The sequence below is a fragment of the Synechococcus sp. MU1651 genome (genome assembly GCF_023630635.1).
In the GTDB taxonomy this organism is placed as follows: Bacteria; Cyanobacteriota; Cyanobacteriia; order PCC-6307; family Cyanobiaceae; genus Parasynechococcus.
Map to the genome: position 1 here is coordinate 1 of NZ_JAKUHJ010000011.1, position 23,455 is coordinate 23,455.

The window sequence follows — 23,455 nt, forward strand, 5'->3', positions numbered from 1 at the left end:
ACTCCTGTGGCTCTGCAGGCTCCTGCCATCGGTTGATCTGGAATCAACCTGTTCCCTTCGGAACAGCAAAAACGATTCAGATCAACTGAATCGGAAAGCCCCCTCCTCGGAGGGGGCTTTTTGTTGTCTTGGCTTTTTGGCGATCTCTGTTTGAGCTTGAAGCGACGTCATCCCTTGTTGATTAGGCAGAGATCGAGGGGTCTCGCTTATGACGTAACGCTGTATTGCGGCTATATTTAGAAAAGTAAAGCAGGCTCAGGGATGGGAGATTTCGTCGCAACTGGTTCGACTGGCTTTCCCCTTGAGCTGCTGAGCAGCATTGTTTGTTCTGTCGCTATTGCGATCTACGCGCTTGCTCAGCCCGCTGGTAATTCTGATGACGATGATTCGAATAATGGTGGAGGAGGATTGATGCAACCCGCTGTCTCCGCCTCTGGTGCCAGCTGATTGAGCAAAAGGGCAAGAATTTTCAGTAAAAAAGCACCGCTGGATTTAGCGGTGCTTTTTTGTTTTTTAAATATGCGTAGGGCGCAAACCCCTGGACTACCTCTAGGCCTCGATCTTCTTCTTCTTACCAATTCGGATAACAGAAGGACGAAGCGCGCAGGCGAGTGCACTGAACGGCTTGTGCACACCCTCAACAATGAGGCTTCCCATGGCTTGGGCGTTAGCGAGATCGAGCTTCATGACGCTTGAATTGACAGTGCATTTCTACTTCTGAAGTCGTCCTTTGGCCTATTCCCAATTTGGGGACGATTGGCCTGATCTCAAAGAGGAAGGCCGCCCCTCCCAGGTGGAAGAGACGGCCTAGCTCGCTCGTTTGTGCATGGTTCAACCCATCACTTCAGAAAAGAGAGGGGGGTCGAAGCGTCTGGCGTGGTGGCACCTGGGGCCATTGGGTCCAGGGGTGTGGCTGATGAAGCTCCGGGGCACCTGAGGCAGTGAAGCTTTGGCCTACGGGACGGTGCAAGTTGGAGTGTCGATTGGCGTGGCGCTCAGTTGATGCCTACCAAAGGACCAACCTCACGGGTGGGTGGAAACTGTTGGAGCAGGGGCCAGAAAGTCAGTCTGCTTCTGCTCTTTGCTCAGGTGGAGTGTCGGCCGTCATGGGCTCCTCCGATCTCGATGGACATACTTTCCACCCGTCAGCGGTTAATGGCTATCCGAGTTAACGCTCATTGCCTTCGAGGCGGAAATCACTGAGATTGCATTCAACGTGCCTTGCACCGACCACAGCTCTCCGGAAAGAAAGCCTGATCCCAGATGGGGGTATCAGGAGGCGATCAGCAGGTGTTGATTAATCCCATCGGCAGGAGCCGTCACTTCTTCTGTCGGTCGTCGAGCGAACGCCCTGGGTGCCTGGACGCTTAACCAGGGCTTTCCTCTGCGTAGTTCCTCTCATGTCCTGCTGCTCTGAATCGCTTTAGAACAGGAATGAGGTCAGAGACCGATTAGGACGACAAACCAGGTCTCAACGACCTTCAGGCGGGTGCCCCACCCGCCTTTTAAATGCGCGCTTCTACGGATGGCGCCAGGTCCGTAGCGGGGCGTGGATCTGCTCAACTTTCTTCGGAAGGGTGAATGCGTCATCGAGGCAGGGACTAGGAAACCCTCCTTTTTCTTGGTTGCCTCACACCAGCGACGTTTTGTCGTGATGGCGACGACTCGTAGGTATTTCTTCCGTCATCTTTGGTTCGTTCCCTTTGGTGAGGGGACGATGCGTCGTACGGGGAGGGATTAGGGACCCTCCTTTTTTTGGCAGTTCGTAAACGTCACCCACGACACCCTGACTGCCTGAAGAGGGTGGTGTAGCTGGAATGACAGCACCTTCGACACATACGTCCCCTTTTCCGTGGCGGCATTCCCTGCCGCCTTTTTATTGCTTGCTGGCGACCGAATCAGGAGCAGTCGTCACTACTTCAACTGACGGTTCTCCTACTCCTCAGGGGAGAACGCCAGGAGGGAGGTGATGGGGCGTCAGAACGAGAGGACGGGATCCCTGGGGTGTGGGCACCTCAGGGGTCTTTTTTTGTCGTTTGCGATCGCAGTACGTTTTCTTTCTCCTCCGCTTCAGCGCCATGGATCTTCTGAAGGCTTGCGATGAGATGAAGGTCTTTATCGAAACCGCACAGAAGTTGGTCGATGCCTGGGATGCAGATCCAGACAACTACTCGCAGTTGGAGGAGGGGCTAACCGCCTTGAAGGCTGCGCTGGAGAAGTGAGGGAAGCTATGAAGAACCTCACCCAGGCTGGCCTGGTCCTTCTGCTGGTCGTGGCCGTTGGCGCAGGGGTCTGGCTCAACCGCACGGCATGGCGTCATAGGCGTCTGATGTGGCAACTTCAGGCTGCAGTCGTTGCTGGTGGCGTCGGCTTCGTCGCTGGTCGATTGACTGCTGGCACAAGTTCTGACGACTGACCAAGCAACTCCCTCAGAAGAAGAGCCGATGAAGCCCAGGGCTCTCACCTACACCGAGATGATGAACGGCGGCCGTCAGCAGATGGATGAGGACGAGCACGCTCGTGAGCAAGAGCTGGAGTACGCCCTGGCTGGTGAGGGCACTAACTCCATTCCGCTGGAAAGAGCCGTGTCTTAGTCGCGCTGAGGCCGGGGGTTTCCTCAACGAGGTGCTGTGCTGCCCACATACCTCTGACGACCCGGCAGACACCTTCTTGGTCGCAGACCCTGTAGTACTCGAAGCCCTGTGGAGCAGTGGTGAGTTTGGTTGCTCTCATGTTCGTTATCTCTGCTAATCCAATAAGTAGGCAGCAGGGTGCGTCCTGGCCGAGTAACTCGAGACATAACGTTCGTCTCGTTACAAATCCTTGGCTGTCTTAACGACTGCGCCTAGAGGCAGCAATGCCTAGCTAGGCCGTTTCCTTAACAACAAAAGTCATGACAAGGACTGCAATCGCGACAGTGCCACCGAAGTAGGCAACGTTCGTGTCGCGTCATTCTCTGATTGCTTCCTTTTCGGTGAATGGGGGTGATGCGTTGAACGCGGGGGTGCTTAGAGAACACCCCCATTTTTTGGACCGTTTGTAAAAAGTGCTCTCGACGCTTCCTTTACACCGGTGATGCTGGGAATGGACCTCCCGGTTCGACGCATTCATACCCCGATTGGGCGGCATTCCTTGCCGCCCAATCTTTTTATCTCCCTTTGAGGCGCTTGTGCTGAGAGTGCCTTCCCTCATGGATGTATGCCGCAATCAGGCAGGAAAAACCGGTCAGGATCAGGAGTGTTAGGAACGTTTCCATGGTTGCGCCTCCACCTATTCATCTCTTCTCCTTAGGACGGATGAGAGTTATTGATGCGGTGACTTCATCACTCCTCATTGGGTATCAATGCTTGGGGGGTCTCCCCATAGACATGACATGCAGGCAGTCATAGAAGAGTTCAGACCCCGATAAGACCTGATGGATGAGTGAAGTGCGATGCCCCATTTGGTCCGAGGCAAAGGGGGCGATAAACGCCCCCTTCTTCATTGGAGTGTTGATGCGAATGCCTTCTTCCTCGACGATCTGGAACGCAGGTGTCGTCTTGATGGTGATTCTGGGAGTCATTCGGTACTTGGCATCTCGTTAAGAGGCGACCCTTACCACTGCTGACGGTTCTCCTACTCCTCACGGGAGAACACCTGGAGGAAGTTGATGGGGGCCTAACGAGAGGGATGGGACCTCTGAAGGAATGCATATCGGTTTTTTTTAGTTGCGGGAGGAAGACGCTGATCGGTTCTGGCATTCACTCATCTCCAGGGCTGAAAACGTTTGGATAAACCGGCAAGAAAGCAGCCTCACGTCCGGCACGGAATGCGCTGTGGGGGCTTCACGGAGAAGACCGCTAACGATGGGCACCGCTACTTCTGAGCTGACGTAAGGACAGTTGTGTTGGTCCTTTCATCGCGCCGGTAGTAGCCGTTAGGGCGATGACCGCTGAAGCCCTTCTGGTCAGCTCCCAACGCCAACATTCGATTCAACGCCGTAGGTGGCCGCGGTGTGAGTTGTACCCAGTGCCCGTCATGTGATCGAGCTGGCGAATGGCGCTCACGACTGCGCCCGGGTTCTTTTGCTGCATCGCCTGTCCAGCCGCGGCCATCAGCGTCTGGATTGACCACGACAGCAACTCCTGCCGGTCGATGCCGCTCTCATCGATGTCGTTCTTGATCTGTTGCCAGGCTTTCTTCAGCAGCCGGTAGCCCTGGGAGCGTGACACCCCCCATGCTTGTCGCGCAAATGTGAGACAAGCGGTGTTGGGCTCACCCGCCAGGATCATTCCCTGGAGGTGATCGACTCGCTCGGCAGTGGCTTCGGCGTTGGCTTTTGCCATGGCCAATCAGGCTCCGTATTGAACAGGTGGGCGATCAGCTCGCGGTGGGTGAACAACACGATCCCGGCGAACAACGGCAACACATCTGCCAGCGCATCCGGATACCGCCGGTGAGTGGACGCAAGAACACTTGCGACATTCCGAAGCTCGGGGGAGATCATTCATAAGGGGATGATTCCCCAAGCAACAACCCAAAAATAAACAAAAATCCATACTAAGATATAAGTGCGAGGGGTGCCCTAGCAATCAAAAAGAGGGGGGGGGGGCTGTTGAATAACCGTTCCCCTCTTTATATTTTTCAGTTTTTAAAGCGACTTTACGCGACTCATCCCGATCAAAATCTGACAAATCGCGTAAGCACTCTGCCTAAGGTTGAGCCATAACAACAGTTTCCATCCCTTCAACCGAAACAACGCTAACCATCATTACGGCTTGGCCCAACCCCATATTTTCCATGGTGTGTGCAGGCGTCTTGTCTGCAATTACAAAAGTATCGCCAGGCATAAAGACATGGGTTTTGCCGTTTGGCTTAACAAGGCCAATCTTGCCCTGCTGAATAAAAATGAGCAGTGGTGACGGGTGAGTATGGAGAGGGAATGACGTGCCCTCAGGGAAGGCAACGCGGAAAAGTCGCATTTCAGAAGCACCATCCGGATACTCAAAAGAGTCACCCTCAAGTGTTTTTGTCGTGCTGAAAAGCATTTTGACGTCTGGGGCAGCACCCGCAGCGGGAGCACCATGCCCGCCAGCCAAGGCACCCGTCCCAGCAAGGAGAACGGCAGACGCAGATGCAATCAAAGACCTGACGAACATTGAGATTCGGAATCGCAAGCCAGACACTACTGACGCATTTCCGAAATGGAAAATTCTTTACACTGCGTACGTATTGACTTATACCTAAAATCACCCAATCGCACTAATCAACAGCGAAGAGTTCATCAAACCGCCTAGAAGAATCAACGCATACAAGAATTAGGCGGCAGACTTATCATCAATACAAGAAAGCTCTTTCATATTTTCCTCTATTTTACTTATGAGAGGTCCGGAGTGCTTGCAAGCTTTGGGGTCTAGGGTCAAAAACTCATCCCTGTAAAGCATCAATCGAAGAATCTCAATTTCTTCGCTTAGACAATCGCGGTAGGAATATTCCATTACATCACCCCTAGTCGTAAAGGAAATAGTCTCGAGATGGCCTGCGAAGCTCACGCTGTTCCTTCTCGTATTGAATCCTCTGAAGTCGGTAATACGCAGAGACACAGCGAGGGCACTCGCAAGGAACTCCACACTCCTCAAGCTGACGCATTGCAATGTCCGCCTGAAAATTTTCTGACCAGGTATACGTAGTCACCAAATTTACGGCTGAGTTCCTAAGGACCATGCACGAATTTCAAAAAAGCTGTGGTCCAAATGAACCAATGTGCTGAACTCAACAACACAAACTGTGTGCTGAGTTACACATCCAGGGAAAGATATTCGTCAAACGTCGATCTCGTTTGGCATTAGCCCTCCTCAGCCAGCTCAATCAGGTTCCGTAGCGTTACTCACCACAGCCCCCCGACACGGTGGCGGCCCACATTGCGGCAGGTCCAGATACCCGTTGGCGACCTAAGTCAGAAAGGGCCATCAACCCAATTTGAGAGATGAACTCTCACCATGCTCAGCAAGAACGTAATGAGATGTGGTTCCCGTCGAGCTGTGGCCGAGCGTCGCCGAGAGCGTGAAAACATCCACCCCCCGCCGAATTGCATGAGTCGCATGGGTGTGCCGGCAGCGATGGGGATGGAGCCGGACGTTTGCTTCCTGGCCCCACATCGCCATGCGAGCGGCCACCGCCTGACGGGTCAATGGGCCATTCCTTTTATTACTTGGGAAAAGCCAGTCGCCGGGCTCGCCGCGGCCAAGGGACTCGAACAGCTTCAGGGTGTCGGTGCTGACGCGGATGGTGCGGGGTTTGCTCCCCTTGCCGAGGAGGCGAACGTTGCCGCCTTCATCCAGCGGTTCGATGTCCTCCCAGCGCAGCCGGCACAGCTCGGAGACCCGGCAGCCCAGCAAGTAGGAACCGCGGACCATGACGTAGTCCCGCGCTGCGATGGCTGACCCCCTTACCTTCGCGGCACTGATGACACCGAGAACTGATGTCAGATCCGACTCAGCCAGCGGTTTGGCCAACTTTGGTGCCGACATTCCTGTTCTTCGGGGGATTGGGTTGCGCGGCACTCCTGTCACAGCTGCTCGCGTAGGTTCCGACGCCCATCGGTAGAGGGCGCTCACCGCGCTGACCCGGCGGTTGAAGGAGCGGGGCATCAGCTCGCCCGCCGCCACTGGTTCCCGCAGTTGGGACACCCAGTCATCCACGAGCGCAGGATCCAGCTCCCGCAGATGCAGGTGCGGGTGGTTCCGATCGCGCCAGCGGACGAAGTGCCGCAGCTCCCGGCGGTAGCCGTCCTGGGTCTCTTTCGAGCCCGTGCGGGAGCACTTCTCCAGGAATCGCTTCAGGAGGAGCTTGTCCCCCCCAGAGCACGGCACCGGCCTGGGCGGCATCGAAGAGGCGGCTGACGTACGCCAGGGCCTCCGCCTTATCCAGCCCAGCGAACACCGCCGGGATTTGTCTGGATCTGTTGTCTGGATGGCTCTCGGGCGCCTGTGGCGTAATTCCGAGTTCGCTTCCGGTGGAATGGTTGAAGGGGGACTTCCACCCCCCAGTAGTCATTTGGGTGATAAGGCTGACTTCACCCCATCTCCCCTAAGGGTCAGGCAGCAACAGGGGCTGCTTGACGGGAGAAACGAACGATGTTGTTCGCAGTTACGGGTTTGCTCTCACCGAGCAGGCTTCAGTCACCCTCCTCATGCCCCGTCGAAACCATTGCAGCCCCGTGAGGGGGAATGGAGCTGAGCGGAATCGAACCGCTGTCCGAAACACTGGTGTGGATCACCTAGTCCGACAAAGCCGAACCCTGTCATTCTGACAGGAGTGGTGGCCTGGAGCACAACGCCCTTGGGTCGAACAAACCGGCTATCCGCCGTGGCCGTTGTGCCACAAGGCCTGGAAGCAGCCGCTGGCGACGAACTCAGCGCCCTTGGGGCCCATGCCGTGAAACCCGGCAGGCGTGCCGTCAGCTTCCAGGCAGACATGGCCTGCCTCTACCGGCTGCACCTCCAGGCTCGACTGCCCTTCCGGCTGCTGCGCCAGGTGGCGCGCTTCCCCTGCCAGGGCCGGGACGACCTCTACGACGGCATCCGCCAGGCCCTCGACTGGGAACGCTGGCTGCATCCCTCAATGACCTTCCGGGTGGATGTGACCGGAACGGCACCAGGACTCAACCACAGTCATTTCACGGCGTTGCAGGTCAAAAACGCCCTTGTGGACGCACAACGGGATCTTTGGGGTGAGCGTTCCTCCATCGATCTCGACGATCCCGATCTCTCCCTGCACCTGCACCTCGGCCGCGGGGAGGCACAGCTAAGCCTCGATGGCAGTGGCGGCAGCCTGCACCGTCGTGGATACAGGGCCGCCATGGGAGCGGCACCGTTGAAGGAAAACCTGGCCGCTGGGCTGATCCGCCTGACGGGCTGGGATGGAAGCCAACCCCTCGTGGACCCCTGCTGTGGCTCAGGAGTGCTTCTGATCGAAGCGGCCCTGGCCGCCTTGCAGCAGGCCCCGGGGGTGGAGCGCCGCTTTGCCCTCGAAGGATGGGCCGATTTTCAGCCCGACCTCTGGGACAGAGAAACTGATCGCGCCCGGCAACGGCGCAGGGGGGACCTCACCCTTCCGCCGCTCCTGGGGATTGAGGCAGATCCCACCATTGCCGATCAGGCCCGGGCCAATGTGGACGCCGCTGGGCTGAGTGGAGTTATCCGCATCTGCACGGGCGCTTTCAGCGATCACCCCCTTCCAGAGGGGCCGGGGGTGTTGGTCTGCAATCCCCCTTACGGCCAACGGATCGGCGATGAAGCGGAGCTGGAGGCGTTGTATCGAGAGCTTGGCAACTACGCCAAAGGCCAGGCCAAGGGTTGGACATTCTGGTTGCTCAGCGGAAATCGCAACCTGACGGGAGCCCTGCGTCTGAAGGCCGAGCAAAGGATCCCAGTCAGCAACGGCGGCATTGACTGCCGCTGGCTGCACTACGACATCCGCTGATCAAACCCGCCCCATCACCGCCCGCACCGTTTTCATCAGTCCCTCCAGCGTCTGAGGCAGGAACGGCCCCTTCAGCACCTGGCCGCCAATGCGCAAGCTGATGCCCGCCAGTACCAGGTTGGCCACCGCGAGGCTCAACAGTGCGCGCATCCAATCCAGATCCCACTGGGCCTGAATCCAAAGCAGCAACGACCCTTCGCCCGCCAGCAAGGCCAGGAACATGGCCGTACCTCCGATGGCGAGGAACAGGCCACCGCTGATCAGTCGGCGTTTTTCCCGATCCATCTCCTGCAGGGCAATCCGCACGTGCAGATCCATCACTGACGCCGCCAGTGCGGTCACCCGAGCTGCCGCTCCAAATCCGCGGGGAGAGTTCTGATCGGCCATCAGGAACGCCGCCCCCCACGAAGCATGCTGCCCAGCAGCAACCCAACACCAAGGGCAACACCCACAGCCAGCAGTGGTCGCTGACGCACAGGCGCCTCGATCTTCGGCCGCAGGGTGCTGTTCAACTCATCCAGCAACTGTTCCAGTTGCTCTTCGAGGGGATCCAGGCTGTCGGCCCAGTCGCGGCTGCGATCACCGGCGCTGTGGAGAAGCTCCTCCAGTTGCTCCCGAACCCCTTGGGGCGTCAGGCCTGTGTTCTGTTCAATCAAACGAACCAACTCATCCACACTCCCCCGTGTGGCTTCAAGGGTGTGCTCAGCAAGATCCGGCCAGCGCTCCTGGATCGTCGGCAGCAGGCTTTCAAAGCGCTCACGGAAGTGGTGCTCGAATCTGCCGTTGGACTGCGGCGATGGCGAGGCCATGAAGACCGTTGGCAGGACGCTTTAGAAGGGTAGGGAGACTGAAGGCTGAGGGAAAGTCTTTGCCGCGATACGCCCTGCTGCGTCACACCGGAGCACCGGACGACCCCAGCGGATGCCACATCGATCTGCTGCTGGAGGACGGGGACAGCTGCCGAACCTGGCGACTGGCCACTGTGCCGCAGCTCAACGCAGCAGCCCAACCAGCGGTTCCCCTGCCTACCCATCGAAAGGTCTGGCTGGAACCCCGCAGTGCTGCCGTTTCGGGCAACCGGGGCTGGGCCGAACGCATTCATGCCGGCAGCTACAGCGGAGTGCTCCCCAACGCCACGGATGCAGACGTCACCCTGCAGCTCGAAGGCGACCTCCAGGGCTGCCTGCGCATCAATTCCGGGCACTGCTCTCTATCGGACCCTTGAGCTTTTCGTGGGTTCCGCTAATTTCGGCTCGCTGACAGCCCCAGATCCTGTTGGTTCATATCAATCAGGTTGGGCTGACGCACTTCAAGTCGTTCGGCGGAGCGATGACAATCCCTCTTGAGGAGGGATTCACCGTCGTGACCGGACCCAATGGCTCCGGCAAAAGCAACATCCTTGATGGCGTTCTGTTCTGCCTGGGCTTGGCCACCAGCCGTGGCATGCGGGCTGACCGCCTGCCGGACCTGGTCAACAGCGGCATGCTCAAGGCCGGCAAGGCCGCTGAAACAACCGTCAGCGTCCGCTTTGACCTGAGCGACTGGACACCCGATGCCGCCGAGGAAGGCCTGGAGGCACCAGCGGAGGGGCCATGGATTCAACCGGGACAAACGGAATGGACGGTGACCCGCAAACTGCGGGTGATGCCGGGGGGCTCCTACAGCTCCAGCTACAGCGCCGACGGGGTGCCCTGCAACCTGCAGCAGCTGCAGACCCAGCTGCGCCGCCTTCGGATTGATCCCGAGGGCAGCAACGTGGTGATGCAGGGGGACGTCACCCGCATCGTCTCGATGAGCAACCGCGACCGCCGCGGCCTGATCGATGAACTGGCCGGTGTTGCCCTGTTCGACACCCGGATCGAACAGACCCGCCGCAAGCTCGATGACGTGCAGGAGCGCCAGGAGCGCTGCGGGATCATTGAGCAGGAACTGCTGGCCAGCCGCCAACGGTTGGAGAAGGACTGCGCCAAGGCCCGGCAATACCAGGACTTGCGGGAACGGCTGCAACTGGGACGCCGCCAGGAGATGGTGCTGGCCTACGAAGCCGCCCAGCAGGCCCTCAAGGATCTGGCCACGCGCCAACAGGCGCTGGAAGCCCAGGAACAGAGGGACGCCGCGGCCATCGCCAGCGGCCGGGAGCAGCTGAACAAAGCTGTCGCCGAACTGGAGCTGCTCCAGGAGCAGGTGAAGGCCCTGGGGGAGGACCAGCTGCTGGCGGTTCAGGCGGAACTGGCTGGCCTCGACACCAGTAGCCGTGAACTGGAGCGCCAGGCCAGCCTCCACCAGGACGAAGGCCAGAGACTGCAGGCGCAGCGCCAGGACCTCGCCACCCGTCGCCAGCAGTGGCAGCTGCAATCACGGGAACTGGAACGCGATCCCCATCAGGACGCCCTCAGCGCCGCCGAAGACAACTGCCGGGCCGCTGAAGCCGCGGTGGAAATGTCCCGCCGCCGGCTGGCGGATGTGGCGGGCCGCTCCGGCGCCTGGGTGGAGGAACAGAAGCGCCGCAGCGGTCGCCGGCAGGAGTTGCAAAGCAGCGTCGCTCCCCTACTGGAGGAGCAGCAGCAGTTGCAGGAACGGCTGCGCCAGGAACGGGAACGGCTGGAAGAGCTCACCCAGGAGCAGCACCAGGACGGCGCCGACGGCGACGCCGTGCAGCAACAGCTCGCAACCCTGGAGGAGACCTGGCAAACCCTGCTGCAAGCCATTGCCGACGGCAAACAGGAGCTCCAGCAGACCGCCGAATCACTGGCCATCCAACAGCGCACCCGCAGCCGGCTGGAGCAGGAGCAGAACCGCTTGGAACGGGAGATCGCTCGGCTGGAGAGCCGGCGGGATGCCCTTCAGGAAAGCCGCGGCACCGGAGCCCTGCGCCTGCTGCTGGAGGCCGGCCTCGATGGCATCCACGGCCCTGTGGCCCAGCTGGGAGAGGTGGAGGATCGCCATCGCCTCGCCCTGGAAGTGGCCGCGGGGGCCCGTCTCGGCCAGGTGGTGGTCGACGACGATCGCATCGCCGCCCGCGCCATCGAACTGCTCAAGAGCCGCCGTGCTGGCCGGCTCACCTTCCTGCCCCTGAACAAGATCCGCGCGCCAGGGGGCGGCGGCTCTTCAGCCGCCTTTGCCCGAGGTGCACGCCCCGGTGGGGACAGCGGTGCCGGCCTGATCGGCCGGGCCGTGGAACTGGTGCGCTTCGAACCGGTCTATGACCAGGTGTTTGCCTACGTCTTCGGCGACACCCTGGTGTTCTCCGACCTGGCCAGCGCCCGTCAACAACTGGGCCGCTCCCGGGCGGTGACCCTGGATGGGGAGCTTCTGGAGAAGAGCGGCGCCATGACCGGCGGCAGTTTCTCCCAGCGCAGCAGCAGCCTCAGCTTCGGCCGCAGCAGCGATCAGGACGAAGCTGAACCCCTGCGGCGGCGCCTGCTGGAACTGGGGGAATCCCTGGTGGCCTGCCGGCGGGAGGAGTCAAAGCTGGCCCAACTGATCGAGCAGCAAAAACCCCAGCTGCGCGAACTGGAAAAGCAACAGGCGGCCTTGATCGCCGAGCGCAATGCCGCCCGGCGCAACCACGGCCCCCTGCTCGAGCGCAGCCGCCAGCGGGCCGAACGGCTCAGCAAATTGCAGCAGGACCAGACCGAGCAACAGCAGCGGCTCGAAGCCATCAGCACTGCACTCACCCCACTCACCGCGGAACTACAGGCCTTGGATGAGGCGGAGCGCAACAGCGGCAACAACGACGATGCCGCCGCCTGGGCCCAACTTCAGACGGAACAAGAAGCCGCCGACCAACGGCTGGAGGCGGCCCGCCGCGAACGCGACCAGCTGCTGAATGCCCGCCGCGAGCGGCAGCTGGCGATTGAACGCCTGGGGGATCAAGAAAAGGCTCTGGCCGCCGAAGAAACCCGCTTGCAGGAGGCGGTGAAGGCCCTCGCCAGTGCCCATGGGGCCTGGCGCCAGCAGCAGAGCGACCTCCAGGAGAAGCGCAAAGAGCTCGAGCAGCAGCAGACCGACCTGCAGGAGCGCTTCGGCAGCCAGCGCCGGGCCCGGGACGCCGCGGAAGCCGAGGTGGGCCGCCAGCGTCAGGCCCTGCAGCAGGCCGAATGGAATCTGGAGCGGCTCAAGGAAGACCGTGAAGGATTGATTGAAGAACAGCGCAGCGGTGCGGTGCGCCTGCAGGAGATGGAACAGGCCCTGCCGGACCCGAGGCCAGAGATCCCGGAAGCCCTGCGGCTGGCGGGCTTGGAAGCCTTGCAGACCGATCTGCAGGCCATCCAGCAACGCATGGAAGCGCTGGAGCCCGTGAACATGCTGGCGCTGGAGGAACTCGAGGCCCTCGAAGAGCGGCTCAACGAACTCAACGAACGGCTCGAGGTGCTCAACAGCGAGCGGGAGGAACTGCTGCTGCGGATCGAAACCGTGGCCACCCTGCGCCAGGACGCCTTCATGGAAGCCTTCACCGCTGTGGATGGCCATTTCCGCGAGATCTTTGCCTCGCTCTCCGATGGTGATGGCCACCTGCAACTGGAGAACCCGGAGGAGCCGTTGGAAGGTGGCCTCACCCTGGTGGCCCATCCCAAGGGCAAAACCGTGCGGCGCCTGGCATCGATGTCGGGGGGAGAGAAATCACTCACCGCCTTGAGCTTCCTGTTCGCCCTGCAGCGCTTCCGGCCGTCGCCGTTCTATGCCCTCGACGAGGTGGACAGCTTCCTCGACGGCGTCAATGTGGAGCGCCTGGCGGCTCTGATCGCCCGTCAGGCCGAGGCAGCCCAATTCATGGTGGTCAGCCACCGCCGCCCGATGATCGGCGCAGCCCAGCGCACGATCGGGGTGACCCAGGCCCGCGGCGCCCACACCCAGGTGGTGGGTTTACCGGATGCCGCCTGAACGATCGGAGTTTTCGCTGTGCAATCTGAACGTGACAGGCGGAACCCCTGCGCCACAATGGTCTGAATGTCCATGGCCGAGGGCCCGCGCTTGACCCCGACCCCTACCCCAAACGACGCCATCACCACTGGCGTACCCAGCGATCGCCTCTGGTTGCGCTCCGAACTGATGGGCACCCAGGTGATCACCCGTGACACCGGCCGCCGTCTTGGGGTGGTGGGTGAAGTGATCGTCGATATCGACCGCCGTGAAGTGGTGGCTGTGGGGCTGCGGGACAACCCCCTGACCCGTTTCCTGCCCGGCCTGCCGCGCTGGATGCCACTGGACCGGATCCGTCAGGTGGGCGACGTGATCCTGGTGGATTCGGCCGACTCCCTGAGTGAGAACTTCAACCCTGAGCGCTACAGCCGGGTGATCAACTGCCAGGTGATCACCGAGTCCGGCGAACAGCTGGGGCGGGTGCTCGGCTTCGCCTTCGACATCGAGACCGGCGAGCTCACCACCCTGGTGATGGGCGCCCTTGGCGTGCCCCTGCTGGGGGAAGGGGTGCTGAGCACCTGGGAAATGCCGGTGGAGGAGATCGTCAGCAGCGGCCCGGACCGGATCATTGTTTATGAGGGTGCCGAAGACAAGCTCAAACAGCTGAACAGCGGCGTTCTGGAAAAACTGGGCGTCGGTGGCCCCAGCTGGGAAGAGCAGGAGCGGGAGCGCTACCGGGTCAACCTGGTGCCCGTGGAAAATCAGCTCACCTCCGGACAACCCCAGGAGCAGGAGCAACGGCGTCTCCAGGCTTCAGAAGCCGAGCGGTTTGAGGCTGATGCAGAACTGGAATATGTGGAGCTGGAGGACAGGCGGCAGGAGTCTATGCAGCAGCGCCGCTACCTCGATGAGCCCCAGCGGTACGACGAACAGCGGTACGACGAGCAGCGCTACGCCGAACCAGCCCGCTACGACGATCGGTCTGCTGAGCGAGCACAGACCTACAACGAGCCCGCACCCTTCGAGCAGGAGCCTGCCTACGAGGAACAGCCTCCGCGGCGTGCCATGCCTGCCTCCCGTCGCGCGGTTCAGCAGTCGGGTGAACCCCTGGATGTGGAACCGATGGAGGATGCAGCGCCCCAGCGCCGGAGCCAGGATCTCGACGATCCCTGGTGATAGGGCCTGAGGCGCTGAACGGTGTTCAGGACGCCTTGAAGTTCAACGATGCGCTGTTGACGCAGTAACGCTGGCCCGTGGGGGCGGGACCATCCGGGAAGACGTGTCCGAGGTGGGCATCACATTGAGCGCAGTTGATTTCGGTGCGCACCATCCCGTGGGTCAGATCCTCTTTGGTGGTGATCGCCTCGGCACTCACACCGTCCCAGAAGCTTGGCCAACCCGTGCCTGAATCGAACTTGGTCTCAGAGCTGAACAGCGGCGCACCACAGCAGACACAGTGGTATGTCCCCGTGGCCTTGTTGTTCCAGTAAGCCCCGGTGAACGCCCGCTCGGTACCCCCGCAGCGAGCCACCTGGAACTGCTCCGGCGTCAGGGATTGCTTCCACTCCTCGGCGCTGCGTTCGACCGGATTGGACGGGGACATGGTCGTCGGAACCAGAGTGGGGCGCAGCCTAGGAAGCGTTGAGCTCTCGGGGAAGCAAACCCCTCACCTCGGCGGCCAATGCGGCCACCGCCCCGGGTTCTCCCCGCAACGCCTGGAGGTCCTGGCGCTGGCCCTCAAGCCGCTCGGGAGCGTTCAGCCAATCGCAGGCCTCCTTAGCAATCTCCTCCGGGGTGATCGCCCCCACCCGCTCCGGCACCACAGCACGGCCTGCACTGATGTTGGGCCAGGCCATCAACCCGTTGTTGCGCAAACGCCAGAGGGTCAGCAGAACCCCGATCAGACGCCGCAGACCCGGCAGACGCGCCAGCAGCCCCAGGCCGCCGTCCCAGGCCTGCATCACCTCCAGGTGCTGGGTGGGAACAATCACGATCATCGGCACCGCAAGGGCGCCAAGTTCGGCCGTGTTGGCGCCGACCGTAGTCAGGGCCAGGGCGCACTGGCTCAGGGGGCCATGGGCCGGATGCTGCTCCAGCAGACGAATCCGTGTGCCCGCACCCGTCACCAACTCCGTCACCGACTCCCCCTGCTCCACAGATGCAACGGAGGCGCTGTAGCGGGCAGCAATCGGGTTGGATGCGCCGGCGAAACGCAGCAGTTCATCAACGTTGGTGGTGGGAGCCAGCGGCAGCAAAAAACGGCATCCGGGTTGCAATCGGGCCAAACGATCGGCGGTATCGAGCAGAAACGGCATGCCGACGCTCAACTTGGCCTGCTTCGATCCCGGCAACAGGGCCACCCACTGACCCTCGGGGAGAGGCTCCTCGCGACGAGCGAAGGACGACAGATCCGCCATCAGATCACCGACCACGCGGCACCGGGGCTGGTGTCGGACCGGCAGCTGACGCCTCACCGCGTCCGACATCGCCGCAATCCGATCGTTCCAGCCCGGCCAACGCGCCACCCACTCGGCATAGGTGATGTGGCGGTAGCCGAGACGAGCCGAAAGCAGAACGGTCCAGAACTGATCACCGCCCAGAAACACCACCACACCCTTCTGCGGCCATGGGCCGTAGCGCTGGGGACGCAGCAGCAGTGACCAGAAGCGGCCTGCCGGCACGATGCGCTCGAACAAGCCCCAAGGCTCCGCGGCCGCACGCTCCTGGCCCGTGGCATTGGGGCAGGGCACCAACACCAAATGCAACGAAGCTGGCGCGCTCTGAGACCGGGGACGCAGGCGAAGGCTGGCGTGCAGCCGCTCCGCCAGGGGGCGAACCCAGGTGGTCAGTTCACCGGGACCGTTCGAAACAAGAACAACGGCCGGTCCTGGTTCTGCTGCGCGGGGACTGGCCAAAGAAAAAAATGCGGATGGCGAGACTTGAACTCGCAAGGCCGAAGCCACACGCCCCTCAAACGTGCGTGTCTACCAATTCCACCACATCCGCGTGGTCGACTTCACCGCTCGGGTGTTGTCGAGGTCAGATCATACCGGGCGGGGTCTTCGCTCCTCGGCAACTTCGGTCGGCGCTGATACGATCCGGCGTCAGGCCTGAACATGCTGCGGGATGCCCATCGGCAAAGTGCTGATCGCCAACCGCGGCGAGATTGCCCTCCGGATCATTCGAAGCTGCCGCGAGCTCGGCATTGCCACCGTGGCGGTGTACAGCTCCGTTGATAAGGACGCTCTGCACGTGCAGCTCGCCGATGAAGCGGTCTGCGTGGGCGAAGCCCTGAGCAGCAAGAGCTACCTCAACATTCCCAACATCCTGGCGGCCGCCACCTCCCGCGGTGCTGACGCCATCCACCCCGGTTACGGCTTCCTGGCGGAGAACGACAAGTTCGCCGAGATGTGCCGTGATCACGGCCTCACCTTCGTTGGGCCGTCCCCCCACGCGATTCGCTCGATGGGGGACAAGTCGACCGCCAAATCGACCATGCAATCGGTGGGTGTTCCCACGGTGCCCGGCAGCGAGGGTCTGCTCAGCAGCACCAGCCAGGCGGCCGCCCTGGCCGAGGAGATGGGCTATCCCGTGATGATCAAAGCCACCGCTGGCGGTGGTGGTCGCGGAATGCGCCTCGTACCGGACGCCAGCCAGCTGGAGAGCCTGTACAAAGCGGCCCAGGGGGAGGCGGAAGCCGCCTTCGGCAACCCCGGCCTCTACATGGAGAAATTCATCGATCGGCCCCGCCACGTGGAAGTGCAGGTGCTGGCCGACCGCCACGGCAACGTGGTTCACCTGGGTGAACGGGACTGCTCGATTCAGCGCCGTCACCAGAAACTGCTGGAGGAGGCCCCCAGCCCGGCCCTGGATCCCGACCTACGCCGCCGTATGGGCGAAGCCGCCGTTGCTGCCGCCCGAAGCATCAATTACGAGGGCGCCGGAACGGTGGAATTCCTGCTGGATCGCAGCGGAGGTTTCTATTTCATGGAGATGAACACCCGGATCCAGGTGGAGCATCCGGTGACTGAGATGGTGACGGGTGTGGATCTGATCGCTGAGCAGTTGCGCATCGCCGGTGGCGAACCCATCAGCGTGCAGCAGGAGGACATCCAGCTCACCGGCCATGCGATCGAATGCCGGATCAACGCTGAGGATGCCCGGCACAACTTCCGTCCCGCCCCAGGACGCATCACCGGATGGCTGCCCCCCGGCGGACCGGGTGTGCGCGTCGACAGCCACGTTTACACGGGCTACGACATCCCGCCCTTTTACGACTCCCTGATCGGAAAGCTGATCGTTTGGGGCAAGGACCGCGACCACGCCATGACCCGGATGAAGCGGGCCCTGAATGAATGTGCCGTCACCGGAATTCCAACCACGGTGGAATTCCATCTGGAGATGCTGGATCGGCCGGAGTTCATCAACGGCGACGTGCACACCAAATTCGTGGAGCAGGAGATGCTCCCCTGAGCTCAGGCCACTGCCTGGGCGTGCATCAGGATTTGAGAAAGCAGCCCCTGCTGGCCAACCAGCAACTCGCGCACGAGGCTGATCAAGCCCACCCAGATCACTGGAGTGACGTCGACTCCACCGATCGGTGCGATCACACGGCGGCTCACCGAGAGCACAGGTTCCGTTGGCCATGCCACCAGGGGCCAGGCGCCCTTACTCAGATCGACCTGGGGGTACCAGGTGAGCACGATGCGCAGCAGAAACGCCAGGGTCCAGGCCGCTAGCAGCAAGCCCAGAAGCAAATGGAGGACTGGCAGGGCCTGCAGCAGCAGCGGCGTCACAAAGCTCAAAGCAAATCGTCCCCTCATCGTAGAAAGACGGCATCGCTTCTTAAGATCGGCGCGGCTTTGAAGCAGACGGCAGCAACCCCATGACCCCCTCCCTCTCCAACTTCCTGAGCAGCCTCCTTTGGGGAGGTGTGATCGTCGTGATTCCTGCCTCCATCGCCCTGTTCCTGCTGAGCCAGACCGACCAGGTCGACCGCAAGCTCTGATCCGCCCCTGGCGCCCCTCGTAGACTGACTCCCAAGCGGGAGCAGAGCTTTGGTTAACGCCAGTCTCAATTGGGCCAGCATCGTCGGCATCGTTTTGGCCGTCGGCGGCGCTCTGCTCTATTTCATGCGGTCGTTCAAGCCCGCCCTGGCGCGGGACTACGACGTGTTCTTTGCAGCCATCGGGCTGCTGTGTGGCGGCATCCTGTTCTTCCAGGGATGGCGCCTCGACCCGATTCTTCAGTTCGGCCAATTCCTTTTGGCGGGAACCACCGTTTTCTTCGCTTACGAAAGCGTGCGACTGCGCGGCGTGGCCACGGAGCAGGCCCGGCGTTCCGCCTATTTCGATGACGAACCAGCACCGGCCCGGGGCGGAAGCCCTGGGGGCCTACGGGGCGGCTGGGATGACGGCGGTTACGACCGTTTTGATGAGCCCCAGCCGGTGCGGCGGCGCTTCTCAGGCCGTGACGATGACGCCGAAGAACGGCCGGAAGAGGAGTTCTACCGACCGCGCCGCGCCAGCCGTGCCGCCATTCCTGAGGAAGCCGCCAGCCGTCGCTCCGCAGACCGTGATCAAGGCGATTCCGGCTGGGACCAAAACGACGAGCGCTCCCGCCGCATGGCTCGTTTCCGTGCCGGCGAAGCCAGGGATGAGCGACGCCCCGACTTTGGCTCCAGACGGACGGATCGAGAGGAACAACGCCGTGGCAGCCGTCCCATGGGGCGGCCTGAGCGTCCTTCCGGCGAACGCGCTCCTTCAGGAGCCGAGGATGCCGCCTTTGCCCCCAGCCGCAGTTCAGCGCCGAGTAGTTCGGCCCCGAACCGGGGACGCCCCAGCGCCAACCCGAACGCCGCGAGCGACTCCAGGCGATCCCCTGAGCCGCCCCTAGCCTCGAACCGGCCCAGCAGCAACCGCCAACCCCCCCGCAGCTCACGGCCTTCGTCCGGCAGACCGCGGGACAACAGCTCCCGCTTCGACGACTGAACCAGTTGCCTCGTCCGCTGCTGATCCTGCTCGCCAGCCTGGCGCTGATGGGCTGCAACGGTCGTAGTGAACGGACCGGTGGTGGCTTGCTCGCCACCAGTCAGCAGGCCCCAGCCCTGAGTGGCAGTGGTGAGTGGCTGGCGGTCGTCAGCGATCGCGGCGGCCGACCCACGGTGCAGCTGCGCCGCCTGAGCGACGGATCGATTGTCTCCGTTCCCCAGCTGAGCCGACATCAGCCCCACAGCTCGCCCTCCCTGAGCTGGAACGGCCGTTACCTGGCAGCAATCACCCAGCGGGGGCGCCGCCGACTCGCGGTGGTCACCGACCGCCTGAACGGACGCATGCACCCCCTGCCGCTGCCGGGGGGGAGGGACCCGGTGCAGCTCAGCCTGGCGCCGGATGCCCAGCAGATCGCCCTGCAGGTGACAGATCAGGGGAGGTGGCGCGTGGAACTGCTGGATCTGAGTGATCTGCTCGAGCCGGACCGTCCTCCGGGACAGAGCCTCTCCACACCGGCGCTGTCGTCAGAGCCATGATCCGCGTCGCTCTGCTGTTCAGCCTGGTGTTGGTGAGCGGGTGCAGCAGCCCCAGGCCCACTCCTCGGCCCGACCTCAACGGCCTGCTGCGTCAATCAGTGAACAGCCGGCGGGATCCATCCCTAGGGGGACGCTGGCTGGCCAGCCTGGGCCAACGCAATGGGCGGGAGCGGGTCGAACTGATTGACCTGCGCAGCCGCAGCCCCGTCCCGTTGCCGGGCCTCAACCGTGCTGATGCCCAACCGATCGGCGTCAGCGTCAGTGCCGATGGACAACGCCTGGCCGTGGTCCAGCAACGGGAGGACCGCACGGAACTGGTGCTCTACCGGCGCAACGTCGGGGCGACGCAACGGCTGCCCCTGGACCCACCGGGCGTGCCCCGCAGCGTCAGCCTGGATGGCTCGGGCCGGCGGCTGGCGGTGCAGGTGAGCCGGAACGGACGCTGGGATGTGGATCTGATCCGCCTGCCCTGATCAGGGCAGCAGCCCCGCCCAGTGCAGAAAGGTGTCGCCGCTGAGCACCTCGATCAGCAGCACCGCCACAAAGCCCACCATGGCGAAGCGGCCATTCACCCGCTCGGCATAGCCACTCCAGCCGAAAGCAGGCACGTCGTTGGTGGTGGCGGACGTCTCCGGAACGGACGTGGTGTCAGGGGTCTCGCTGGTGGAGGTCATCCGGCCGGTTCAAGAACGCCCGAAGTCATAGCTGGTCGCCGGGATCAGCCGCCAGTCGTGATCACCGCTGAGCTCCAGAACAGTGTCATGGAAGTCCTTCAGGGTTGGCCGGTGGCCCACGCTGATGAACGCCACCTCCCGATCCCGCAACAGGGAATAAAGGCGGGATTCGGTCTCAACGTCCAGGGCACTGGTGGCTTCATCCAGCACCACGACCTTGGGCGAATTGAGCAGCAGCCGCGCAAAGGCCAGTCGCTGCTGTTCACCCAGAGAGAGCAGGCGCGGCCAGTCCTGCTTGATGTCGAGGTCGGGATAGCGCTGCAGAAGTTTGCCCAACATCACCTGATCCAAAACCGCCCGTAGCTGTTCATCGCTGAAACGGGCCTGATCGAGGGGATAACAAAGTTGTTCGCGCAGAGATCCCAGTGCCATGTAGGGCTTCTGGGGAATGAAAAGGAGATCGCCCTGCCCCGGGGAATAAACGGTGCCCGTCGGCGAGCCCCACAGGCCACTCACCACCCGCAGCAGAGACGTCTTGCCACAGCCGGAGGGTCCCACCACCAACAGCCCCTCAGCGTTGCCCAGGGAAAAACTGAGGTCGCGCACCAGCACGTTGTCGGTGCGCGGTGTTTTGACCGTCACCCCCTGCAGCGCCAGGTGCTCGGAGGGCACGATCCGCGGCACGTAATCACTCCACTCCTCCGGATCGAGGTTGGAGATGTTGGATTGAAATCCTTCCAGCCGGTTGATCGATGCCGAGAACCGGGCCAGGGCTTCGATGTTGTAAATGATGAAAAACAACGATCCCTCAACCAGGTTGTAGGCGACGTTCGCCTGGGCGAAGCCGCCGTAATCCATCTCACCGGCAAGAATCGGAGCCGCAAGGATCAGATAGGGGATGAAATTGCTGGCGTAAATGCTGGAGCGCTGCAGCACCCGCAGCAGCACTTCCCAGACAATCAGCAGATTGAAGTTTTCAACGACGGTAGCCAGGCGACGCGTCACCTCCTTGGCTTCCTGCTGCTCACCGGCGTAGAAGGCAATCGATTCGGCGTTGTCACGCACCCGTACGAGGCCATAGCGGTAATCCGCCTCAAAACGCAGTTGGAAATTGTTCAACCGCACCAACTTGCGGCCAGCCACAATCATCAGGGCAGACACCCCGAATGCGTAGGCCAGAAGGGCAAAGGTGAGCCCCTCACTCACCGAATAAAGGATGAGGATGTTGAGGGAAAAGGTGAGGATCGAATCAAAAATATTCAGCGCAAAACCAAGGGCCTGTGCCGTGAAATCACGCACATCCTCGGAAATACGTTGATCGGGGTTATCAACATTGGTGGCCGCTTCATCATTGGGATTGAGCACGTAATAGGCCCGATCCCGCAGGTAATCGTCCACCAGGCTCAGCGACAACCATTCGCGCCAGAACAGCCCCAGTTTCTGGGTGAAATAAAACTGCAGGCTGCGAATCGGCAACGCGACCGCAAAACAGGCGCCGTAGATCCAGAGGTTGCGATACGACGCATCGCCGTCCTTGGAGATCAGCGCATTGGTCAGATCCCTGGCGATGAATGTGATGCCGGCATTGATGCCGTTCACGCTCAACAGCATCAGGATGATCAGGCCGAGAAACAGCCAAGGCAACCAGCGGCGATGCCTGAGTTGGCCCCGCACGGAGGCAAACACCACAGCCCCCAGAACGAACAGGGCACTGATTCCGGCACCCCATCCACGGGACCAGAGCATGGCCAGGGAGGACTGGACGCCTCCGAGGTACTGGCCGGTCAGCTCCGGCAACAGCCACGACAGGCCGTTCATCAAGCCGGTGACCAGGAACAGCACGATCCCGGCCACACAGAAGAGCAGGCTCACCAGCAGTCCAAGGAACTGCCAGCCGTTGTCTTCGGTGTAGGGGAAGAAGTAGGGCTGCGAAAGCCGACGCAGCTTGGCGGCCTGATTGCGCAGGTTCTGAAGCTGGTGGGTCATGCCACTGCTGAACTGTGCTCAGTCTGGCTGTCGCCGCGCTGCTTCGCCGCTGACCTCAACCGGGAGGCCACGCCAGAGGACGTCCACCGATCACGTGCACATGGAGGTGAAACACCGTCTGGCCAGCACCGGCGCCGCTGTTGATCACCGTGCGGAAATCGTCCAGACCCTCCTGTTTGGCCACGCGGGCAGCCACCAGCAAGAGGTGGCCCAGCAGGGCCGCATCCTCAGCAGCACCGGAGCGCAAGCTCTCGATCGGCTTGCGCGGAATCACCAGCACATGAACGGGTGCCTGGGGCGCGACATCGCGAAAGGCCAGACACTGCTCATCGCTGTAGACCTCATCGCACGGGATCTCGCCACGAAGGATCTTCCCGAAGATCGTGTCGTCTGCCATGGGCCTTGAAAAGAGGGAACAGCCGGACCGGTGTGACAGCAGGGGCATGAATCTCCTGTGTCACCCTCCACAGAATGCTGGCACGTTGTCTCAGTGCATCCCTGCAAGGTCTGGAGGCCAGACCAGTGGTAGTGGAAGTGGATCTTGCCCCGGGCCTGCCGGGCGTTCAGCTGGTGGGTCTGCCGGACAAGGCCATTCAGGAATCACGGGAGCGGGTCCGATCCGCCCTGCGCAACAGCGGCTTCCGCGGCCCCCTGGTGCGCGTGGTGATCAACCTGGCTCCGGCCGATCTGCGCAAGGAAGGTCCCTCCTTTGACCTCCCCATCGCCCTGGCCCTGTTGGTGGCCAGCGGGCAACTCGCCCGCCCTCAGCTGGAGGGCCTCTGGTGTGCGGGCGAATTGGGGCTCGACGGCAGCCTCAGGCCCTGTCGCGGGGTGATTGCCCTTGCTGCAAAGGCCCAGCAGCACAAGGCCCAAGCCCTGGTGGTTCCTCCTGAGAACGCCTAGGAGGCCAGCCTGATTGAGGGGCTCACCATCCTCACCGCAG

The 23,455-nt window shown here is 61.8% G+C and carries 25 protein-coding genes and 1 tRNA gene; 13 read left to right on the forward strand and 13 right to left on the reverse strand.

From position 1 onward, the window contains the following. Positions 1–261 precede the first annotated feature (261 nt). Positions 262–447, forward strand: coding sequence for a hypothetical protein (locus NCN05_RS08900; protein ID WP_250397810.1), 186 nt, complete (start codon positions 262–264; stop codon positions 445–447). Between the two features lie 102 nt (positions 448–549). Here NCN05_RS08900 and NCN05_RS08905 read toward each other — a convergent pair whose 3' ends face one another. Continuing rightward, positions 550–687: a hypothetical protein gene (locus tag NCN05_RS08905; protein WP_250397811.1), complete on the reverse strand. Its 138-nt coding sequence runs from the start codon at positions 685–687 to the stop codon at positions 550–552. A 1,543-nt stretch (positions 688–2,230) separates the two neighbouring features. Here NCN05_RS08905 and NCN05_RS08910 point away from each other — a divergent pair. Both NCN05_RS08910 and NCN05_RS08915 read left to right on the forward strand, forming a co-directional pair. Continuing rightward, positions 2,231–2,416, forward strand: a complete 186-nt coding sequence (locus tag NCN05_RS08910) for a hypothetical protein (protein WP_250397812.1) — start codon at positions 2,231–2,233, stop codon at positions 2,414–2,416. 28 nt (positions 2,417–2,444) lie between these two features. Then, complete coding sequence (locus tag NCN05_RS08915; RefSeq protein WP_250397813.1) at positions 2,445–2,594, forward strand: hypothetical protein; 150 nt, start codon at positions 2,445–2,447, stop codon at positions 2,592–2,594. A 1,377-nt stretch (positions 2,595–3,971) separates the two neighbouring features. On the opposite strand, the gene NCN05_RS08920 is transcribed toward NCN05_RS08915, so the two are convergent. The 3 genes from NCN05_RS08920 to NCN05_RS08930 all read right to left on the reverse strand — a co-directional run bounded on the left by NCN05_RS08920 (position 3,972) and on the right by NCN05_RS08930 (position 6,866). Continuing rightward, on the reverse strand, positions 3,972–4,325 hold the full coding sequence (locus NCN05_RS08920) for a hypothetical protein (RefSeq protein WP_250397814.1): 354 nt from the start codon (positions 4,323–4,325) through the stop codon (positions 3,972–3,974). Positions 4,326–4,691: 366 nt separating this feature from the next. Further along, on the reverse strand, positions 4,692–5,027 hold the full coding sequence (locus NCN05_RS08925) for a cupin domain-containing protein (protein WP_250397815.1): 336 nt from the start codon (positions 5,025–5,027) through the stop codon (positions 4,692–4,694). Positions 5,028–5,948: 921 nt separating this feature from the next. Next, a complete protein-coding gene (locus NCN05_RS08930; RefSeq protein WP_250397816.1) occupies positions 5,949–6,866 on the reverse strand; it encodes a tyrosine-type recombinase/integrase in 918 nt (305 codons plus the stop codon). A 454-nt stretch (positions 6,867–7,320) separates the two neighbouring features. Between NCN05_RS08930 and NCN05_RS08940 the strand changes: the two genes are divergently transcribed. Continuing rightward, positions 7,321–8,463 carry a THUMP domain-containing class I SAM-dependent RNA methyltransferase gene (locus NCN05_RS08940; protein WP_250397817.1) on the forward strand — a complete coding sequence of 381 codons (1,143 nt, stop codon included), beginning with the start codon at positions 7,321–7,323 and terminating at the stop codon, positions 8,461–8,463. Here the strand turns inward: NCN05_RS08940 and NCN05_RS08945 are convergent, their stop codons facing one another. Beyond that, a complete protein-coding gene (locus tag NCN05_RS08945; protein ID WP_250397818.1) occupies positions 8,464–8,850 on the reverse strand; it encodes a phage holin family protein in 387 nt (128 codons plus the stop codon). It abuts the gene before it with no gap. Further along, positions 8,850–9,272, reverse strand: a complete 423-nt coding sequence (locus tag NCN05_RS08950) for an ElaB/YgaM/YqjD family protein (protein ID WP_006850868.1) — start codon at positions 9,270–9,272, stop codon at positions 8,850–8,852. The genes NCN05_RS08945 and NCN05_RS08950 overlap by 1 nt, the downstream gene beginning before the upstream one ends. A gap of 59 nt (positions 9,273–9,331) precedes the next feature. Here NCN05_RS08950 and NCN05_RS08955 point away from each other — a divergent pair, with 59 nt between their 5' ends. The 3 genes from NCN05_RS08955 to NCN05_RS08965 all read left to right on the forward strand — a co-directional run bounded on the left by NCN05_RS08955 (position 9,332) and on the right by NCN05_RS08965 (position 14,502). After that, positions 9,332–9,688, forward strand: coding sequence for a hypothetical protein (locus NCN05_RS08955; RefSeq protein ID WP_250397819.1), 357 nt, complete (start codon positions 9,332–9,334; stop codon positions 9,686–9,688). A 50-nt stretch (positions 9,689–9,738) separates the two neighbouring features. Continuing rightward, the gene (smc, locus tag NCN05_RS08960; protein WP_250397820.1) at positions 9,739–13,347 is read left to right on the forward strand and encodes a chromosome segregation protein SMC; all 3,609 of its coding nucleotides are present in this window, start codon (positions 9,739–9,741) and stop codon (positions 13,345–13,347) included. Positions 13,348–13,437: 90 nt separating this feature from the next. Then, entirely contained in the window at positions 13,438–14,502 is a 1,065-nt protein-coding gene (locus tag NCN05_RS08965; protein WP_502988811.1) for a PRC-barrel domain-containing protein, read from the forward strand. A 25-nt stretch (positions 14,503–14,527) separates the two neighbouring features. On the opposite strand, the gene msrB is transcribed toward NCN05_RS08965, so the two are convergent. The 3 genes from msrB to NCN05_RS08980 all read right to left on the reverse strand — a co-directional run bounded on the left by msrB (position 14,528) and on the right by NCN05_RS08980 (position 16,332). Further along, complete coding sequence (msrB, locus tag NCN05_RS08970; protein ID WP_250397821.1) at positions 14,528–14,929, reverse strand: peptide-methionine (R)-S-oxide reductase MsrB; 402 nt, start codon at positions 14,927–14,929, stop codon at positions 14,528–14,530. A gap of 28 nt (positions 14,930–14,957) precedes the next feature. Continuing rightward, the gene (locus tag NCN05_RS08975) at positions 14,958–16,241 is read right to left on the reverse strand and encodes a glycosyltransferase family protein (protein WP_250397822.1); all 1,284 of its coding nucleotides are present in this window, start codon (positions 16,239–16,241) and stop codon (positions 14,958–14,960) included. Positions 16,242–16,250: 9 nt separating this feature from the next. Next, a tRNA-Leu gene (locus NCN05_RS08980) sits at positions 16,251–16,332 on the reverse strand. Positions 16,333–16,452: 120 nt separating this feature from the next. On the opposite strand from NCN05_RS08980, the gene accC reads away from it, so the two are divergent. Beyond that, complete coding sequence (accC, locus tag NCN05_RS08985) at positions 16,453–17,799, forward strand: acetyl-CoA carboxylase biotin carboxylase subunit (protein ID WP_250397823.1); 1,347 nt, start codon at positions 16,453–16,455, stop codon at positions 17,797–17,799. A 2-nt stretch (positions 17,800–17,801) separates the two neighbouring features. On the opposite strand, the gene NCN05_RS08990 is transcribed toward accC, so the two are convergent. Continuing rightward, on the reverse strand, positions 17,802–18,122 hold the full coding sequence (locus NCN05_RS08990) for a YggT family protein (protein ID WP_244275843.1): 321 nt from the start codon (positions 18,120–18,122) through the stop codon (positions 17,802–17,804). 89 nt (positions 18,123–18,211) lie between these two features. On the opposite strand from NCN05_RS08990, the gene psbX reads away from it, so the two are divergent. Genes psbX through NCN05_RS09010 form a run of 4 tightly spaced genes read left to right on the forward strand, consistent with a single transcriptional unit; the run spans position 18,212 to position 20,325 of the window. Further along, positions 18,212–18,334, forward strand: coding sequence for a photosystem II reaction center X protein (psbX, locus tag NCN05_RS08995; RefSeq protein ID WP_006851281.1), 123 nt, complete (start codon positions 18,212–18,214; stop codon positions 18,332–18,334). A 49-nt stretch (positions 18,335–18,383) separates the two neighbouring features. Next, complete coding sequence (locus NCN05_RS09000; RefSeq protein WP_186509889.1) at positions 18,384–19,316, forward strand: Ycf66 family protein; 933 nt, start codon at positions 18,384–18,386, stop codon at positions 19,314–19,316. A gap of 5 nt (positions 19,317–19,321) precedes the next feature. Next, positions 19,322–19,852, forward strand: coding sequence for a TolB family protein (locus NCN05_RS09005; protein ID WP_250397824.1), 531 nt, complete (start codon positions 19,322–19,324; stop codon positions 19,850–19,852). Further along, on the forward strand, positions 19,849–20,325 hold the full coding sequence (locus tag NCN05_RS09010) for a TolB family protein (RefSeq protein ID WP_250397825.1): 477 nt from the start codon (positions 19,849–19,851) through the stop codon (positions 20,323–20,325). The genes NCN05_RS09005 and NCN05_RS09010 overlap by 4 nt, the downstream gene beginning before the upstream one ends. Here the strand turns inward: NCN05_RS09010 and NCN05_RS09015 are convergent, their stop codons facing one another. The 3 genes from NCN05_RS09015 to NCN05_RS09025 are packed head-to-tail and all read right to left on the reverse strand — an operon-like array spanning position 20,326 to position 22,909. After that, a complete protein-coding gene (locus tag NCN05_RS09015) occupies positions 20,326–20,526 on the reverse strand; it encodes a CAB/ELIP/HLIP family chlorophyll-binding protein (RefSeq protein ID WP_114988677.1) in 201 nt (66 codons plus the stop codon). Between the two features lie 9 nt (positions 20,527–20,535). After that, positions 20,536–22,512 (reverse strand): ABC transporter ATP-binding protein/permease, encoded by a 1,977-nt coding sequence (locus NCN05_RS09020; protein WP_250397826.1) that lies wholly within the window; start codon positions 22,510–22,512, stop codon positions 20,536–20,538. Positions 22,513–22,567: 55 nt separating this feature from the next. Then, complete coding sequence (locus NCN05_RS09025; protein ID WP_115131770.1) at positions 22,568–22,909, reverse strand: histidine triad nucleotide-binding protein; 342 nt, start codon at positions 22,907–22,909, stop codon at positions 22,568–22,570. Between the two features lie 74 nt (positions 22,910–22,983). Between NCN05_RS09025 and NCN05_RS12590 the strand changes: the two genes are divergently transcribed. Next, positions 22,984–23,415 carry a magnesium chelatase domain-containing protein gene (locus NCN05_RS12590; protein ID WP_350223291.1) on the forward strand — a complete coding sequence of 144 codons (432 nt, stop codon included), beginning with the start codon at positions 22,984–22,986 and terminating at the stop codon, positions 23,413–23,415. The last annotated feature ends 40 nt before the right edge of the window (positions 23,416–23,455 follow it).